Source organism: Nitrosospira sp. Nsp13, from assembly GCF_900101945.1.
GTDB classification, from domain to species: Bacteria; Pseudomonadota; Gammaproteobacteria; order Burkholderiales; family Nitrosomonadaceae; genus Nitrosospira; species Nitrosospira multiformis_D.
The window spans coordinates 37651-54901 of the sequence record NZ_FMVD01000008.1 but is presented as its reverse complement, the minus strand read 5'-3'; the positions used below and the strand labels follow the sequence as shown (position 1 = coordinate 54901).

Below are 17251 nucleotides of genomic sequence, written 5' to 3'. Positions count from 1 at the left end.
CAATGAGTTTCGCCCTGCGAAGGAGAATTATCCATGATCCCCGTACTCGATGCGCTTTCGCGCGCCTTCCGCGATTTGTTCCGGTTTCAGGTCTTGTGGATTGTCATCTGGCCAATCCTGGTGGCCGCTTTGCTGTGGTTTATTCTGGGTGTGGTTTTCTGGAGCACTTTCTCGGGATGGATCGCAAGCGGACTCACGGCGATCGGCATTCAAACCTGGCTTGAAGGCGTAGAACCGAGGTGGATTGCATATGGAATTCAGGGTGTGGCACATCTGATTCTTTTTGTGCCGCTGGTTTTTATTACGGCGCTGGTGATTACCGCCTTGTTCGCCATGCCAGCGCTGGTTCATCTGGTAGCGGATCGTGATTACCCGCAACTTGAACGTGAAAATAACAGCGGCATTACAGGGAGCCTGCTCAATGCCCTGCTCGCCATCGGCATCTTTATCGCCATATGGCTTGCCACCATTCCATTGTGGCTGGTCGGCGCGGGGGTAGTTGTGCCATTTATTGCCGCGGCATATCTGAACCAGCGTTTGTTCCGTTATGATGCGCTCGCAGAGCACGCGCGCCGCGAAGAGATGGGGACGATATTTTTAACCTGTCGCCCGTCGCTTTGGGGCCTGGGTCTACTAACCGGTCTGGTACAATTCATACCATTTTTCAATCTGTTTGCGCCAGTGCTGGCGGCCCTGGCTTTCGTTCATTTCGGTCTGGCGCGCCTCGCGGAACTGCGTCATCGACCGGGTGCAGGATAGTCAAGAATCAGGAGGGAATATCCATGCAATTGCGCATACTTCATAGCATGATGTTGGGGCTGGCGGTGACGGCAGGCGGGGTTACCGGTACATTCGCTCATACGGGCGAGAATGCTTCGGCATCCACGGTATCCGGGGCTGTCCACAAGCATTATGCGCAGGCGGTCCAGGATGATCAGGCTACACCCAGACTGTTAAATCTTGGGTCACACGCATTCCCGGTCAGCACCAGGAACAAGTTAGCCCAGCAATTCATTAACCAGGGACTGAATCTCTCCTACGCGTTCAATCATGCCGAGGCGGGCCGCTCGTTTCGGGAGGCGGCGCGGCTCGAGCCCTCGCTTGCGATGGCATACTGGGGCCAGGCGCTTGTGCTTGGACCCAACATCAACGCAATGATGGAGCCGAAGGATGAGGCGACGGCTCTGGATCTCGTACGGAAGGCTGCCTCGCTCATGGCGAAGGCATCTCCGCGCGAGCAGGCGCTTATCAGTGCGCTGGAAAAACGTTATACCGGCAGCCCCGAGCAGCGCAAGGCGAACAATAAGGCTTATGCGGATGCGATGCGGGAAGTCCATACACGCTTTCCGGATGATCCTGACATTGCGATGCTCTATGTCGAGGCGATGATGGATCTCAACTCCTGGGGTTACTGGATGCGGGACGGTTATCCGATCGGAGGGACCGCCGAAATTGTCGCGCTTACCGAGAACGTGATACGGCGCAACCCCAAACATCCGGGTGCGGTGCATATGTATATCCACCTCGTCGAGCCGACGAGTACGCCCGAGCGGGCGGAGAAGGCGGCCGATACCCTTCTTACGCTGATGCCGGCGGCCGGACATGCAGTGCACATGCCGTCGCATATCTATCAGCGCGTGGGCCGCTATGCCGACGCGATAAAGAGTAATCAGCTTGCCATCGCGGCTGATGAGGAGTATCTGTCGCATAGCCATGTGCAGGGAATGTACCCCATTATGTACACTCCCCATAACATTCACTTTCTGTGGTTTGCCGCTACGATGGATGGGCAAAGCCGGCTTGCGATCGAATCGGCGCGAAAGGTGGCCGGCACGATAGATGATGCGGCACTGGAGGCTGTGCCGGGAACGGGAATATTCCGTGTCACACCGTATTGGGCATACGCGAAGTTCGGGAAGTGGAACGAGATTCTGCAGGAACCGCCGCCACCGGCTACAAACGCTTTCCTTAAGGGGGGCTGGCATTATGTGCGCGGCCTGGCGTTCGCGGCAACCAGGCAGTTGCCGCAGGCCGAGAAGGAGTTGGAAGCGTTGCGCGGGATCATGAAAAATGGGTCGCTGGATTGGCCGCTTATGTCGCTAAATACCGCACGCGACGTATTGAGTATCGGTCCCGAGATGCTTGCTGGCGAGATTGCCACCGCCCGTGGACAGTTCGATTCGGCCATCGCACATCTTGACCGGGCGGTTCGTCTGGAGGATGCGCTGGTTTACACGGAGCCGTCGGAATGGCAGTCTTCCCCACGGCTGGTGTTGGGTGCCATTCTGCTGGAAGCAGGGCGTGCAGCTGAAGCAGAGACGGTGTATTGGGAAGATCTGCGGAGAAATCGTAACAATGGCTGGGCGCTTTACGGGTTGCTGCAGACGCTACGCGCGCAAAAGAAGGACGACCAGGCGGCATTGATCGAAGCACGTTTCAAGAAGGCGTGGGCGCGTGCGGATGTGGCGCTCAACGCATCGCGGTTCGGCTGCATTGCGGCGCCCCCGGCAGAAATAGCACCATAGGTTTATTGCCAATGTTTTTTGCGGCTATCGTCAATGGTGAACGAGAGCAGGGCAAACATCATAGGGAAAAAGCGGCCGGTGGTCGGTCTCCTGCGCCATGGCCACGAGCGGATGGCCTGAAGATCAGTTATCCTCCTCAAGCAACAGCCGGAATCTGTCGATAAGTAAATGTAGCTAAATTTTAAATAACCGGATCATCCCTGGCCCACCGGTGTTAGTTTATCGGAAACGCAAGCTAAACATCAATTGTAAAGGAGTACACATGAAAATCTTCTGGACAGCGTTTATCGCCCTTGCCGTGCTGGGTTTTCAATCCGCCGCCATGGCATATCAAGATGCTTTCTCGAAACAGCGAGAACCAGGAACGAATGCGGCGAGGCAGCAAGCGCAGAAAAATAGTCAACCGGGATTGGGACTGGAGGGCAAGCAGCAAGGTCAGGAACCGAAGCCGTGGGAGGTAAGGCCGTGGGAGCAGCAGAATGCCACGGACCCGATAAAACAGCAGAAAGCTACGGACGAAAGGCGCCGGGTGGGCAGAAAAGCCCGGAAAGAGCAGCTTGAACAAGAGAATAAAAGAACCCAGGAGTCTGGTTCCTCGAGTCGCCGCGGGACGCACCAGCAGACCAAATGGCAAAGGCACCAGATGGAAAGTGAACGGTATGACCCCATTACGGGATTTCCACCAAGGTGATGCGTGCCTGACAACTGTTTTCTGGCAGCCTGCTCGACTTGACAAGGTGTTGAAAAACGTGGAAGCGTGCGAAGTCCGGCATGCTCCTATCGAATCAGATTCTCCAGTATACTTTATACATAATGCCTGAAACCTTGCTGATTATCACCGCCGTCGCCATTCTACTGGTAACCATGGCTTTTCTGGTGATCAGGCTTGGTATGCTTTCGTCAATGATGCGTGACCTGCTGGGACAACAAGCAAGGATGATGGAAGACAAGCACCGCGACATGCTCAAGGATTTGCATGAAGGACTCGCGAATCAGGGTGACCGAATATCCGAAGCGCTTGCTAAAACTTCCGAGCAGTTGCGTGGAACGATGGAAACGCGACTGGACCAGATCAGTGGACGTGTCACCGAGCGCCTTGACGAAGGGTTCAAGAAAACCAACGAAACTTTTATCAGCGTCATGACGCGGCTTGCGACCATCGACGAAGCACAGAAAAAAATAGATAGTCTTACCACCAATATGGTGAGCTTGCAGGAATTGCTGGGCGACAAACGCTCGCGCGGTGCATTCGGCGAGGTGCAATTGGAAGCACTGGTGCGCAATATTTTGCCAGTGGCGGCGTACAGCATGCAGTACACGCTTTCCAATGGCAGCCGCGTGGATTGTGTCTTGCGGCTGCCTCCACCCACAGGCATGGTGGCAGTAGATTCAAAATTTCCGCTGGAAAACTTTCATCGCATGTTCGATCGCGATGCGGATGAAGCCAGCCGGACATCGGCGCAAAGACAATTCAAGGCGGACGTGAAAAAACACGTGGATGATATCGCCGGCAAATACATCCTGCCGCCGGAAACCTGTGACGGCGCAGTCATGTTTGTCCCAGCCGAAGCGGTTTTCGCCGAGATCCATGCGTATCACTCCGATGTGGTGGACTATGCCATGCAGAAGCAGGTGTGGATAGTTTCGCCCACAACGCTGATGGCGGTGCTGAATACCGCGCGCGCGGTGCTGAAGGACATGGAGACTCGCGAACAGGTACATATCATCAAGCACGAGCTTTCCCGGCTCGGCAAGGATTTTGTGCGTTTCGACGAACGCATGAAAAAGCTCGCCGATCATATCCGTCAAGCCAACCAGGATGTGGAGGAGGTGCATATTTCCAGCCGCAAGATCAGCCAGCGCTTTGCGCGAATAGACGCAGTCGACGTGGATGTTCCGGAATTGGAAGGCAAGCATGCGCTGGAATCCGATGAGGATTGATTTAAAAACCCTGCCATCGCGCCCCTTGCTGGTAATTTCGGGGACTGATTCAGAGGTTTCTTAATGTCCTGGAACTTCAAAGACTGGTACCGCCGCCGCATTCTTGATAACGAATCCATCCCGGACGATCTCTGGAAAAGAACGATAGCGCAACTGAGATTTCTGCAGGGCCTGAGTCCGATCGAACTGAAGCGCTTGCGGGAATGCGTCACGCTGTTTCTTCATGCCAAGCAAATAAGCGGGGCACATGGACTGGTTGTCACCGAGGAGATGCATGTGGTGATAGCGGCCCAGGCCTGCATTCTGATTCTGAATCTTGACCTGGATTACTACGACGGCTGGGTCGAGGTTATTGTTTATCCCGGTGAATTCATTCGCGATTACGAATATGCCGATGAGGCTGGCGTGGTGCATCACGCCAGCGAGCCGGTATCGGGCGAATCCTGGCTCGGCGGGCCGGTGATTCTTTCCTGGGAAGATACCATCGCAGCGGAGGCGGGTGTCGGCTACAATGTGGTCATACATGAATTCGCTCACAAACTCGATATGCTGAACGGTGACGCCAACGGATCACCTCCGCTGCATGCCGACATGAGCCAGCAAGCCTGGAGTGAAGTATTCAGCAAAGCCTATGCGGATTTCTGCGTGGAGGTGGATGCAGTAGAGGCAATGGTTATCGATTCTCAAATCCATCATGACAGCGATCCTTGCACCGGCTCTTATTTTGATCCTTACGCAGCCGAGAGCCCCGCGGAGTTCTTTGCTGTGATGAGCGAAGCATTTTTTGAGATGCCGCTGGTGGTGAAATTAAATTTTCCGGCGGTATATGAACAGCTGGTATTGTTTTACCGCCAGGATACGGCACAACGGTGGATAGAATCATGAATGAATATTTTGTCAGCGCCGATATTGGCGGCACCAAGGTCTTGCTGCAAGCAGCGGAGGCGATAGATGGCTGCATGCAGGTACGCTACGAACGCCGCTATCCCAGCCGCGACTATCCGGATTTTTCCGATATGCTCCGGGATTTTCTGGATGGGGTCGCAATGGCTGGAGTGGCTGGAAATCCGGCATCTGCCTGTTTTGCAGTGGCGGGGCCGATCACGCAACAGCGAGCAAATCTTACCAACTTGCCATGGGTGATGGATAGCGCGGTAATCGAAAAAGAATTCTCCATTCCCGCCGTCAAGCTCATCAATGATTTTAAAGCCGTGGCATTGAGCATCCAAATTTTGTCCCCGAGCGATTTGGTAACGTTGCAGGCGGGAGGGACTTACGATAACGAGATGGGTGTTGTACTCGGCGCGGGCACCGGCATGGGCGTGGCATGGCTGATATGGCAAGGCGACCGCTATATACCGTTACCCAGCGAGGCGGGGCATGTGGATTTTGCTCCCACCGATGAATTACAGGATCACTTGCTTCAATATTTACGGAAGAAATTTGGCCATGTATCGGTCGAGCGGCTACTATCCGGACCGGGATTGACCAATATTTTCGAGTTCCTCGAATTCCATCATCGGAACGATGCTCCGGAATTGGCGCAAGCCAGTCTGGGGGACACCGACGCGGCGCGAGTGGCGGATCTCGCATTTAATCATAAGCATCCTCTTGCGGTAAGAGCGATGGATTTATTTGTTGAAATATACGGTGCTTATGCCGGGAACCTGGCGCTGTCGACGCTGAGCCGCGGTGGCGTATATGTGGCTGGGGGCATTGCACCCAAAATCATCGACAAATTGGAAGAAGGCGGCTTCATGAAGGCATTTTGCGACAAGGGGCGTTTCTCAGCCCTGATGAGTGAAATTCCCGTGCATGTCGTCATGAACCCAAGAGCCGGGTTGCTAGGTGCCGCATACGAAGCGCAGCGTATGCTGCTAAAAAATGACTAGATTCTCGTCATATCGCGTTGCTTGTCGTTGCGTAGGAATACTATGCGCCTCCTCGTGCCTTGTCTGACGTCAATCTAGTCATTTTTGATCTAAATCTAAACAAACTTTTGGTGTTATTAGCCCGGTCTGCCATCAACTCGCGGCCGCCAGTAAATGGGTGCGTAGCGACCTACCAGGAAGGTAAGGCAGATCAGCCAGGCCGGTCCCGTCAGCAGGCACACGTCAACATCCTTGCAGCACTCTGGACTGAAACATACCGCGATGAGGTGCGGCGCGGAGAGGGTGCCAATGAGATGCGCGGTTGGTTCATTTGGAAGAGTCGGACTATGTGGATTGTTACTGGATAGAAAATTTTTAGCGGATGAATAAAGCATTTATAAAAGAACCAGAATCGGGCGACGGCCTGGATGAAGACGAGGCCATTGATCATTTACCCTCTATCCCTGCGGGTAGCAAAAATTACATCACGCCGGGTGGTCATGCGCGGCTGATGGATGAGTTTCTATGGCTGATGAACAAGGAGCGTCCCCAAGTGACGGCGACGGTGTCGTGGGCCGCCGGGAATGGCGATCGTTCGGAGAATGGCGATTATATCTATGGGAAAAAGCGTCTGCGCGAAATCGATCGGCGTATTCGTTTTCTGACCCGGCGCCTGGACGTGGCCGAAGTCGTGGATCCCGCCGCACCGAGGGAAGATGACGAGAGAATTTTCTTCGGTGCCACGGTCATATTCGCCAATCAGAAAGGTGAAGAAAAAACGGTATCCATTGTGGGTGTTGACGAGATTGACACCTCAAAAGGCTATATAAGCTGGATTTCACCGATGGCGCGTGCGTTGATCAAGGCGCGGGAAGGCGATGTGGTGACGCTGCACGCACCGGGCGGAGTTGAAGAACTGGAAATTCTGGAGGTCAAATACCAGACTATTCCGATGGAATTATTCGGCCAGCGGATCGACGCGGGAAATGAGGAGACGTAAAAATTCAGGGCGCAATGAGCGAAGCCTATTGCACCGGACGAAAATCCATTAAATGATGCCACTGCTGCCAGGTTCAGTTCACACCGTTGTCGTTATACTGCGCTATCATTTCCCTAAATCCATCTAATTTAGGGGGAGAATTGAAATGCGGAAAACAGTTTTAATTTTCACTGTAAGTATTGCACTTGCCATGAGTTCCAATATAGACGCCGCAGGCTTTGATGGGGCGCAGGTAACCACGACGGCTTATTGTTGCACCGCTCCTGTAGAATCGGACCGGATAACCATACCACTCACAAAAGTTGTCGGGACGGGAATCGAGTTTACATCCGGTTCAATTCAGACAATCAGGGGTTTTAGCATTAGCGGCTCCAACATAGATATTGGAAGCTCCACCATCGACCTTGACTATATAGTGAGCTCCCCTTCTGCGAACGGATCCTTCAATGGTTATGTCTTTGACTTTTCCGGCCCGAATTTGCCAGTTATTGCAGGCGTATCCCTAAATCCCCTTTCGACGTTCGCAGCATCCTCGGTCGGGCTGAGTTTCGATGGTGACACGATTCGCTATAGTGGCGCCGGACTCAACTTCTCGCCGACTTCGCGAGTTTTGATTGATGTAGTATTTGCGTCGGCCGTACCAGAGCCTGAAACTTATGCCATGCTATTAGCTGGTTTAGGTTTGCTTGGCTTTATGGCACGACGTAGAAAAATCTCTCTCCAATAGAGTGATGGGAATCTCGTTCCCATTTGATCTCGATTCTTGATTCGATTCCTTCGATCAAACAATCAACAGAAGGACGAACTTATTCATGCCCTACACTGTATGTTTGGTGAGAGTGATTGCAGGTTTTGTCAACAACATGTTCTGTAGTAGCGCCCATTCGAGTGTCTCGATTGACGATAAAATCTATCACTTCCCGCGATAATCCATTCTTCAGGCAATTCATTAAGCTGGAAGATTCCGCGCGGCAACGTAGAACCACTGGTTTAACGCTGCTTGATGGCATTCATCTGATTAGTGCTTATTATCTTGCGCTAGGTTCGCCAAAAACCCTTATCGTAAGCGAGTCGGGTTGCGAGAACGCGGAGATAAAACGCTTTCTGGCTGAGCAGGCCGGGGTAGAAGCTGACGTGATTGTGCTGAGCGATGTATTGTTCCGTGAGGCCTCCCTGGTAAAAACGCCTACCGGTATCATGGCGCTGATATCGATCCCTCCGGCCGCAACCATCCCTGTGCATAAGGATGGAAGGGATGAAACCTTTTGCGTGCTGCTTGAAGCCATACAAGACCCCGGCAATCTGGGTTCCATTCTGCGTTCTGCCGCCGCCACAGGTGCAAGCGATGTCTACCTGTCTGAGGGTTGCGCGGATGCCTGGTCGCCCAAAACCCTGCGTGCTGCCATGAGTGCGCATTTTCTGCTACGCATACACGAACGGTCCAATCTGGCTGAAGTGGCGCGAACGTTCAACGGCAAGGTCATTGCCACCGTTCTGAAAGCAAAATTGAGTCTGTATCAGACCCGGTTAACCGGCCCGATCGCGTTCGTATTCGGCAATGAGGGAATGGGGCTGTCGGAAGTGCTGCTGCAAGCCACCAGCGAACAAATCAGCATTCCTATGCCGGGCGGTACGGAATCATTGAATGCGGCTGCTGCTGCGGCGGTATGTTTTTTTGAGAGGGTAAGGCAGATGGAGCGATGAGATAGGAAGCGATAAAGGCACGCTCGAATATCAAGATTGACATACGGCGCAATGCGCTTCGCTTATTGACGCCCTACGGCCTATTTTCAACCCCCCATCTGATCCAGCCAGTGTTCCAGTCCCTGGGCGTTAAGTCCGACATCGAGGCTCAGCAGATGACGAATCTCTTCCTGCGGCAGTTTGCAGCCATGCGCGATGATCCGCTGTAACAACAGCGTTCCAAGTTCTTCCACCAATGCCGCATGCCTGTCGGGGACGTTGCGCAGCTTCCTGGCTATCGTTGCATGGGCATCGATCAGATCATGCATCTCCCCGGCATGGCGCGGCAAGTGGCCGATGCGGCCGTAGTGGGTCAGGAAGGCGTAGGCTGGATCATAACTCATGATGCGCTCGATCGAGGCATGGGCAGCCACGGGGTCGAACTGCACCGGTGTGGTGGTGGGAAAGACGAATTCCATTCCATCCACGTCAAATTCGCGATAAGAAAGGCCAAATGTATCGCCGGTAAAAAATGACTGGTTTTTTTTATCAAAGATACAGTAGTGATGGCGCGCATGGCCCGGCGTATCCAGGAACAGTAATGGCCTGCCATTAAAGTCCAGAGTGAAGCCATCTGGTGCTTCGACTATGCGGCTTTCATCCACCGGGCGAATCATGCCATACATGCGTTTGAATTCCGCTTCGCCATAAACCGTCATTGCGCTGGCAACGAGCCGGGTGGGATCAGCCATATGCCGCGCGCCGCGCGGATGCACCACCAGTTTCGCACGGGGAAAACTATGCATGAATTCACCCGCGCCGCCGGCATGGTCGAGATGTATGTGAGTAACGAATACATAGGCCACATCGTCAGGGGCAAGATTTTTTTTTCGCAATACTTCCATCACGCCGGCAACGGAAGATGAAGTTCCCGTATCCACCAGCGCCGCTCTGTTGCCCTCGACGATCAGGTGAATCGCAGCGAGCCCGGGCCGCAAGTAGTCCGCATCAATAGCGCTGACACCGTTGTCGTAATTGGTGATGCGGGGCAAGGCGGAGGGCGTGGCGAGCGTCTTCGCCCTGTGAGACAAATTGTTGTTCATAGGAAAATGAAGTGTGCGCGAATTACGCGATTGGCTGTTTCAACTGCTCAAGTATTGCCGGGTTCTCCAGCGTGGAAATGTCCTGGGTGATCTCTTCTCCCTTGGCGAGGGTGCGCAGCAGGCGGCGCATGATTTTGCCGGAACGGGTTTTGGGCAGGTTGTCGCCGAAGCGGATTTCCTCGGGCCGGGCAATGGGTCCGATTTCCTGAGATACCCAGTTGCGCAATTCAACAGCGGTATTATGCGCGCTCTCACCCTGGGGACGCGCACCTTTCAGCACCACGAACGCCACGATGGCTTCACCTCTGATGTCATCAGGCTTGCCCACCACCGCCGCTTCCGCGACCAAGGGACTGGCCACCAACGCGGATTCAATCTCCATGGTGCCCAAGCGGTGGCCGGAAACATTCAGCACATCGTCAATGCGCCCCATGATCCAGAAATAGCCATCCAGATCGCGATTGGCGGAGTCACCGGCCAGATAGTACTTGCCACCCAGTTCTTTGGGGAAGTAGGTATTCCTGAAGCGTTCCGGATCTCCCCATAAGGTACGTGCCTGAGACGGAAATGGCCGCTTGATGACGAGGAACCCCCCTTTGCCGTTTTCGATATCGTGCCCCGCTTCATCCACAATGGCGGCCATGATGCCGGGCAGTGGCAACGTGCAGGAACCGGGTTTGAGCGGGACCGCGCCAGGCACGGGGGCGATCATATGGCTGCCCGTTTCGGTTTGCCACCATGTATCCACCACCGGGCAGCGGGATTGCCCGACGACAGTGTAGTACCACATCCATGCCTCGGGATTGATCGGCTCACCGACCGAACCGAGCAGGCGCAACGAGGACAGGTCGTATTTTCCCGGTAAATCCGGCCCATTTTTTATCAATGAGCGAATGGCTGTGGGTGCGGTATAAAAAGTAGTGACTTTATGATCCTGGATTATTTTCCAGAAGCGGCCCGCGTCGGGATAGGTGGGAACACCCTCGAACACAATCTGGGTCGCGCCGACCGCCAATGGGCCGTACGTCACATAGCTGTGCCCGGTGACCCAACCGACATCGGCGGTGCACCAGAAAATATCGGTGGGCTTGTAGTCGAAAACCCATTTCATGCTCAGGATTGCACCCAGCAGATAACCCGCGGAAGAATGTTGTACGCCCTTTGGCTTGCCGGTGGAGCCGGAGGTGTAGAGCGTAAACAGCGGGTGTTCGGCACCGATCCATTCCGGCTCGCAAACATCACTTTTGCCGTTAGTCAGTTCGTGCCACCAGACGTCGCGTGAAACGTGCCATTGCACATCTCCGCTGCCGCGTTTGTAAACCACCACGGATTTCACCGAATCGGTTCCACCCAGCGCAATCGCGTCATCCACCGCGGTTTTCAGATGGTTGATTTTACCGCCGCGGTGTTGTTCGTCAGCGGTAATGACAGCCACTGCACCCGCATCGATAATCCGTTCGTGCAGGCTCTTGGCGGAGAAGCCGCCAAAGACCACTGAATGCGTCGCGCCAATACGGGCGCAGGCTTGCATCGCTACCACGGCTTCAATGCTCATGGGCATATAGATAATGACACGGTCGCCCTTGCTGATACCCAGGGACTTGAGTCCATTGGCAAACCGGCACACACGGCCATGAAGATCGCGGTAGGTGGACAAGGCAATCTTGCCGTCATCCGCTTCAAATATAATGGCAGCTTTATCGGGTTGAGAGGCGAGATGGCGATCGAGACAGTTGAAGGATACATTCAATTCGCCGTCATCGAACCATTTGAAGAAGGGATGGTTGCTTTCATCCAGCACCCGGCTGAAAGGTTTATGCCACATGACCTCCTCACGCGCCAGTTTGCCCCAGAAGGCATCAAGGTCTTTCTCGGCTTCGTCGCAAAGGGCATGGTAGGCCTCCATGCTTGATAGATTGGCCTGCTTTATAAATGCCGCTTCAGGTGGGAATACGCGGGTTTCATGCAAGATGGATTTAATCGTGGCCACGGGGTGCTCCGGTAAGTATTTTCTGGAAAAGAGGTATATTTAACCCGAATGCTTCATAAATTGACGCGCACCTCGCTGGTCTTTTGTCTCGCATGGAAATTTTGTTCAGTCGGGCGTATGAATAACTACACCACTCTTTCACAGAATCTCCCTGAAAAACAAAATACTGCTCATCATCACACGAATTTATGAAACATCTGGGTTAAAATTGTATCATTCATATTGGCCGGATGAATCTGCTTCCAGAGCGGTTATGGAAGAAACCTTGAGTAGCAAGTTATAATAGGGTGTGCGTCCGCGATTGATCTGGCGTCCGGGGAGCCGAAGACGTGTAAGCGGAAAATAAATCCTCAATTGCTTGACAGAACCTCCGCTAAAAGAAGCCGCGTTACCGGCTGTAACCGAGCGCTGCCGTCAAGTTTTATTATTCGTCGGGCATCTATTTCATTAATTCTAAATTTTTGCTAAAATGGCAAAAATATTTATGGGCTCTTTCAGCCCATTTTTTGTTTGTGCGGGGACTATAGAGGTTGATGGATCTGCATGAATTGCTCGATTCAACTTTGACCGGGCTGGGTTATGAGCTGGTTGACGTCGAACGGTCGGCGCGCGGCAAGCTGATACGGGTGTTTATCGACAAGCCCAACGGTGTCAGTGTGGATGACTGCGTTGCGGTCAGTAATCATTTGAGCCGATTGCTTGCGGTTGAGAACATTGACTACGACCGGCTGGAGATATCATCGCCCGGGTTGGACAGGCCGCTGAAGAAAGTAGCCGATTTTATCCGTTTTGCGGGAGAGTCGGCCAAGTTGAGGCTGCGTGTGGCGCTAGAGGGTCAGAGGAATTTTGTCGGGATTCTGCGTGAAGTGAACGATGGCGTATTAAAACTGGAAGTCGATGGGAAAATGCTGGATCTTGAGTTGAATAATCTTGAGAAAGCCCGTCTGATACCAAAATTGTAATTTTCCCGAGAATTTGGCTGGAGGTAACATGAGCCGCGAGGTTTTACTGCTGGTAGATGCGTTGGCGCGCGAAAAAAATGTCGAAAAGGACATCGTTTTTGCCGCACTTGAATTGGCGTTGGCGTCTGCTACAAAAAAGCGTTTTCAGGAAGATGCCGATGTGCGCGTATCGATAGATCAACAGACAGGTGATTACCAGTCTTTGCGCCGCTGGCAGGTAGTAGCCGACGATACTGTCGAGGATCCGGCACGTCAGGTTGCGCTGAATGAGGCATTGCAGCGCGATTCGGAAATCAAGCTGGAAGAATTCGTTGAGGAAGTGCTGGAGCCGGTGGAATTCGGGCGCATCGGCGCCCAGGCGGCCAAGCAGGTGATATTTCAGAAAATACGCGATGCCGAGCGCGAGCAGATTCTGAACGACTTCCTCGAGCGTAAAGAATATATGGTGACCGGTACCATCAAGCGCATGGAACGCGGCAACGCCATCATCGAATCCGGCAGGGTTGAGGCGGCGTTGCCCCGCGACCAGATGATTCCCAAGGAAAACCTGCGGGTTGGTGATCGTGTGCGCGCTTATTTATACAAGATTGATCGTACCGCCCGGGGGCCGCAACTGGTGTTGTCAAGAATTGCGCCGGAGTTTCTGATAAAGCTGTTCGAACTGGAAGTGCCGGAGATTGAGGAAGGTCTGCTGGAGATAAAAGTTGCGGCGAGAGATCCGGGTTCGCGCGCCAAGATTGCGGTAAAGTCCAATGATCAACGCGTTGATCCGATCGGTACCTGCGTCGGTATGCGTGGCTCCAGAGTGCAGGCTGTCACCGGCGAATTGGCGGGGGAACGGGTGGACATCATTCTGTGGTCTGACGACCCGGCCACGTTCGTGATCAATGCGCTGGCGCCGGCGGAAATCAGCAGCATCCTGGTGGATGAAGAAAAGCATAGTATGGACATCGTGGTGGATGAAGATAACCTCGCCCAGGCTATTGGCCGCGGTGGACAAAATGTCCGGCTTGCATCCGAGTTGACCGGATGGGAGCTCAACATCATGACGATGGAAGAGTCACAGGCAAAAAATGAAGAGGAATTTTCCGTCGTTCGCCGGCTCTTCATGGAAAAACTTGATGTGGATGAAGAGGTGGCGGACATTCTGGTGCAGGAAGGTTTTACTACCCTTGAAGAAGTCGCCTACGTCCCGCTCAGCGAAATGCTGGAAATCGAGTCATTTGACGAGCAGACCGTCAATGAACTTCGTACCCGGGCTCGCAATGCTCTTTTGACCGAGGCTATTGTCAGTGAGGAAAAAGTCGAGCATATAGCAGAAGATCTGCTGTCACTGGCAGGCATGGACAGCCAGACCGCGCGTAAATTAGCGGCCAAAGGCGTGAATACGCAGGAAGATCTGGCTGATCTGGCTGTGGATGACCTAGTGGAAATGGTCGAGATGGATGCCGAACGTGCCAAGCAATTGATCATGGCTGCGCGCGCACCATGGTTCGCCGCTTCGCCGGATAAAGTATAAGCGTTATTAAAGGTTATCAATGTCTCAAATGAGTGTAGAGCAATTCGCTAGTGAACTGGGCGTGCTTCCAGCCGTGCTGCTGGAGCAGCTCCAGGCTGCTGGTGTCAGTAAGAAAATGACTGCGGATAGCCTGACCGAGCAGGATAAAAGTCAGCTTCTCGATTATTTGCGTAAAATTCATGGCGCCCAGGAGGAGAAAGGCAAGATTAGCCTGCCCCGGCGGCAGACTTCTGAAATCAAGAAATCGGATAGCACCGGCAAAGCTCGCAGCATTCAAGTGGAGGTTCGCAAGAAACGCGTGGTTGTGAAAGGCGATTTGAGCGACAGAGCAGCTGTCGCGAGCAAGCCGGCCGAACCCGCCCCATTACCCGTTCCGTCCGCGCCCGCACCGGTTTCCACGTCGGTGATAGATGCCGCACAACAGGCGCTGCGTCAGGAGGAAGCAAGAAAACAGGCCGAGCTGATCGCACGGCAGACAGCCGAACTCAGGGAGAAGAAACAGCGTCAGAAGGCTGCGGTCGCTGATCTCAAGGAACCCGAACCGGTTGCCGCCCCCGCCGCCCCTGCGGAAGTGCCCGCCGCCACCGCTGCCGCTCCATCCGTGGTTCAGGTCGAAGGGGAGGCTCCGCAGCCGCAGCCTGCGCCAACAGAAGGTACCTTGCATAAACCGGTGGTCAAGCCGGAAGACAAGGCAGCCAAAGCTGAAAAGAAAAAGAAACAGACGAAACAAGTCGTCTGGAAAGACGAAAGAGTTGAGAAGCGTGGGCTTAAGACACGCGGCGATTTATCCGGCGGCAAGGGGTGGCGTACACGCAGGGATAAGCACAGTAAATCTTCCACCGAAGATGTGGCCGCTCATAGTTTTTCCGCGCCGACAGAGCCTGTTGTGCATGAAGTGATGGTACCCGAGACGATTTCCGTCGGGGCTCTGGCTCAGAAAATGTCGATCAAGGCCGCAGAAGTTATCAAGACTCTGATGAAAATGGGAAATATGGTTACCATCAATCAGATGCTGGATCAGGAAACCGCCATGATCGTAGTGGAAGAATTGGGCCACATTGCCAAGTATGCGGCGTTGGATAGTCCGGAAGCCTTTCTGGCGGATACCGAATCACCCACCACCGAACTGAAAACAGAGCCGCGTGCACCGGTGGTTACAGTAATGGGGCATGTCGATCACGGTAAAACTTCGTTACTGGATTACATCCGCCGTACTCGCGTGGCAAGCGGCGAAGCAGGCGGCATCACTCAACACATCGGCGCCTATCACGTGGAAACCGAAAGGGGCATGGTCACCTTTCTCGATACGCCCGGTCATGAGGCTTTTACGGCCATGCGTGCGCGCGGTGCTAAAGTCACCGATCTCGTTGTATTGGTCGTGGCGGCGGATGACGGCGTAATGCCACAGACAGTCGAGGCAATCCATCACGCCAAGGCCGCCAAGGTGCCAATCGTGGTGGCCGTCACCAAGATAGATAAACCGGAGGCCAATTCCGAGCGCATCAGGCAGGAGTTGGTGACGCAGGAAGTGGTTCCGGACGACTGGGGTGGCGATACTATGTTCGTTGAGCTTTCAGCCAAGACTGGTGAAGGCATCGACGCGCTTCTGGAAAGCGTGCTGCTCCAGGCTGAAGTGCTAGAGCTCCAGGCGGCGAAGGATGCGCCCGCCAGAGGGATTGTTATCGAATCGCGCCTGGATAAAGGGCGCGGCCCGGTGGCAACAATATTGGTGCAATCCGGAACTTTGAAGCGTGGCGATATACTGCTGGCAGGTGCGGTATTTGGCCGGGTGCGAGCAATGCTTGACGAAAATGGCAAGCCGGTGGAGCAGGCTGGACCTTCCATCCCGGTGGAGATTCAAGGATTGTCTGAAGTTCCCGTGGCCGGAGAGGTGGTTGTGGCGTTGACCGACGAGCGCAAGGCGCGTGAAATCGCGCTATTCCGTCAAGGCAAATTCCGCGACGTAAAGCTTGCCAGACAGCAGGCCGCCAAACTGGAGAACGTATTCGATCAGAAAGGCGAGGTCAAGGTCCTTGCGCTCATCATCAAGGCCGACGTGCAAGGTTCCTATGAGGCGCTGACACACGCCCTGCAGAAACTTTCGACCGACGAGGTCAGGGTAAACATCATTCATAGTGCCGTAGGAGCGATTACCGAATCCGATATTAATCTGGCGCTGGCTTCCAAGGCTGTTGTCATTGGTTTCAATAGCCGCGCGGATACGGTTGCGCGCAAGCTCATCGGCTCTACCGGCGTGGATGTGCGTTACTACAGCATCATTTACGAGGCGGTGGACGAAATCAAGGCAGCGCTGTCAGGTATGATGGCGCCTGATCGCAAGGAAAATATCACGGGTCTGGTGGAAATTCGCGAGGTGTTCCGCATTTCCAAAGTAGGCGCCGTGGCGGGTTGCTATGTGCTGGACGGTATTATCAAGAGAGGCTCACTAGTACGGTTGTTACGCAATGGGGAGGTTATTCACACCGGTGAACTGGATTCTCTCAAGCGTTTCAAGGACGATGTGAAAGAAGTTAGAGCGGGCTTCGAATGCGGTCTGTCGATCAAAAACTTTAACGATATCCAGATAAGCGACCAGGTGGAAACCTACGAAATCGTCGAAGTCGCGCGCAGCCTGTAATGCAAGGACTGCGCTCGCT

14 protein-coding genes are annotated in these 17251 nt (G+C 53.9%); 12 read left to right on the top strand and 2 right to left on the bottom strand.

Annotated features, from left to right (window positions below; all coding sequences use genetic code 11):
- Positions 1-33 precede the first annotated feature (33 nt).
- The 9 genes from BLO43_RS10645 to BLO43_RS10600 all read left to right on the top strand — a co-directional run bounded on the left by BLO43_RS10645 (position 34) and on the right by BLO43_RS10600 (position 9041).
- The gene (locus tag BLO43_RS10645; protein ID WP_090907058.1) at positions 34-759 is read left to right on the top strand and encodes an EI24 domain-containing protein; all 726 of its coding nucleotides are present in this window, start codon (positions 34-36) and stop codon (positions 757-759) included.
- Positions 760-782: 23 nt separating this feature from the next.
- Positions 783-2525, top strand: coding sequence for a tetratricopeptide repeat protein (locus BLO43_RS10640; RefSeq protein WP_090907057.1), 1743 nt, complete (start codon positions 783-785; stop codon positions 2523-2525).
- A 262-nt stretch (positions 2526-2787) separates the two neighbouring features.
- The gene (locus BLO43_RS10635; protein ID WP_090907056.1) at positions 2788-3216 is read left to right on the top strand and encodes a hypothetical protein; all 429 of its coding nucleotides are present in this window, start codon (positions 2788-2790) and stop codon (positions 3214-3216) included.
- A gap of 122 nt (positions 3217-3338) precedes the next feature.
- The gene (locus BLO43_RS10630; protein WP_090907119.1) at positions 3339-4466 is read left to right on the top strand and encodes a DNA recombination protein RmuC; all 1128 of its coding nucleotides are present in this window, start codon (positions 3339-3341) and stop codon (positions 4464-4466) included.
- A gap of 63 nt (positions 4467-4529) precedes the next feature.
- The gene (locus BLO43_RS10625; protein WP_090907055.1) at positions 4530-5351 is read left to right on the top strand and encodes a M90 family metallopeptidase; all 822 of its coding nucleotides are present in this window, start codon (positions 4530-4532) and stop codon (positions 5349-5351) included.
- Entirely contained in the window at positions 5348-6358 is a 1011-nt protein-coding gene (glk, locus tag BLO43_RS10620; RefSeq protein WP_090907054.1) for a glucokinase, read from the top strand. Before BLO43_RS10625 ends, glk begins: the two co-directional genes overlap by 4 nt.
- A 361-nt stretch (positions 6359-6719) precedes the next feature.
- Positions 6720-7337, top strand: coding sequence for a transcription elongation factor GreB (gene greB, locus BLO43_RS10610; protein ID WP_090907052.1), 618 nt, complete (start codon positions 6720-6722; stop codon positions 7335-7337).
- A gap of 145 nt (positions 7338-7482) precedes the next feature.
- Positions 7483-8064 carry an FxDxF family PEP-CTERM protein gene (locus tag BLO43_RS17080; protein WP_254773427.1) on the top strand — a complete coding sequence of 194 codons (582 nt, stop codon included), beginning with the start codon at positions 7483-7485 and terminating at the stop codon, positions 8062-8064.
- Positions 8065-8240: 176 nt separating this feature from the next.
- A complete protein-coding gene (locus BLO43_RS10600) occupies positions 8241-9041 on the top strand; it encodes a TrmH family RNA methyltransferase (RefSeq protein ID WP_090907118.1) in 801 nt (266 codons plus the stop codon).
- An 86-nt stretch (positions 9042-9127) separates the two neighbouring features.
- On the opposite strand, the gene BLO43_RS10595 is transcribed toward BLO43_RS10600, so the two are convergent.
- Both BLO43_RS10595 and acs read right to left on the bottom strand, forming a co-directional pair.
- Positions 9128-10123 carry an MBL fold metallo-hydrolase gene (locus tag BLO43_RS10595; protein WP_090907051.1) on the bottom strand — a complete coding sequence of 332 codons (996 nt, stop codon included), beginning with the start codon at positions 10121-10123 and terminating at the stop codon, positions 9128-9130.
- A gap of 22 nt (positions 10124-10145) precedes the next feature.
- Entirely contained in the window at positions 10146-12113 is a 1968-nt protein-coding gene (acs, locus tag BLO43_RS10590) for an acetate--CoA ligase (RefSeq protein WP_090907050.1), read from the bottom strand.
- 533 nt (positions 12114-12646) lie between these two features.
- Between acs and rimP the strand changes: the two genes are divergently transcribed.
- Genes rimP through infB form a run of 3 tightly spaced genes read left to right on the top strand, consistent with a single transcriptional unit; the run spans position 12647 to position 17232 of the window.
- Positions 12647-13075 (top strand): ribosome maturation factor RimP, encoded by a 429-nt coding sequence (rimP, locus tag BLO43_RS10585; RefSeq protein ID WP_074631764.1) that lies wholly within the window; start codon positions 12647-12649, stop codon positions 13073-13075.
- 28 nt (positions 13076-13103) lie between these two features.
- A complete protein-coding gene (gene nusA, locus BLO43_RS10580; protein WP_090907049.1) occupies positions 13104-14594 on the top strand; it encodes a transcription termination factor NusA in 1491 nt (496 codons plus the stop codon).
- A gap of 19 nt (positions 14595-14613) precedes the next feature.
- Positions 14614-17232 carry a translation initiation factor IF-2 gene (gene infB, locus BLO43_RS10575; protein WP_090907048.1) on the top strand — a complete coding sequence of 873 codons (2619 nt, stop codon included), beginning with the start codon at positions 14614-14616 and terminating at the stop codon, positions 17230-17232.
- Positions 17233-17251 lie beyond the last annotated feature (19 nt).

Excerpts from the sequence above, each read along its gene's own strand:
- BLO43_RS10645 (WP_090907058.1), top strand. The coding sequence starts at position 34 with ATGATCCCCGTACTCGATGCGCTTTCGCGCGCCTTCCGCGATTTGTTC.
- BLO43_RS10640 (WP_090907057.1), top strand. The coding sequence starts at position 783 with ATGCAATTGCGCATACTTCATAGCATGATGTTGGGGCTGGCGGTGACG.
- BLO43_RS10635 (WP_090907056.1), top strand. The coding sequence starts at position 2,788 with ATGAAAATCTTCTGGACAGCGTTTATCGCCCTTGCCGTGCTGGGTTTT.
- BLO43_RS10630 (WP_090907119.1), top strand. The coding sequence starts at position 3,339 with ATGCCTGAAACCTTGCTGATTATCACCGCCGTCGCCATTCTACTGGTA.
- BLO43_RS10625 (WP_090907055.1), top strand. The coding sequence starts at position 4,530 with ATGTCCTGGAACTTCAAAGACTGGTACCGCCGCCGCATTCTTGATAAC.
- glk (WP_090907054.1), top strand. The coding sequence starts at position 5,348 with ATGAATGAATATTTTGTCAGCGCCGATATTGGCGGCACCAAGGTCTTG.
- greB (WP_090907052.1), top strand. The coding sequence starts at position 6,720 with ATGAATAAAGCATTTATAAAAGAACCAGAATCGGGCGACGGCCTGGAT.
- BLO43_RS17080 (WP_254773427.1), top strand. The coding sequence starts at position 7,483 with ATGCGGAAAACAGTTTTAATTTTCACTGTAAGTATTGCACTTGCCATG.
- BLO43_RS10595 (WP_090907051.1), bottom strand. The coding sequence starts at position 10,123 with ATGAACAACAATTTGTCTCACAGGGCGAAGACGCTCGCCACGCCCTCC.
- rimP (WP_074631764.1), top strand. The coding sequence starts at position 12,647 with ATGGATCTGCATGAATTGCTCGATTCAACTTTGACCGGGCTGGGTTAT.
- nusA (WP_090907049.1), top strand. The coding sequence starts at position 13,104 with ATGAGCCGCGAGGTTTTACTGCTGGTAGATGCGTTGGCGCGCGAAAAA.
- infB (WP_090907048.1), top strand. The coding sequence starts at position 14,614 with ATGTCTCAAATGAGTGTAGAGCAATTCGCTAGTGAACTGGGCGTGCTT.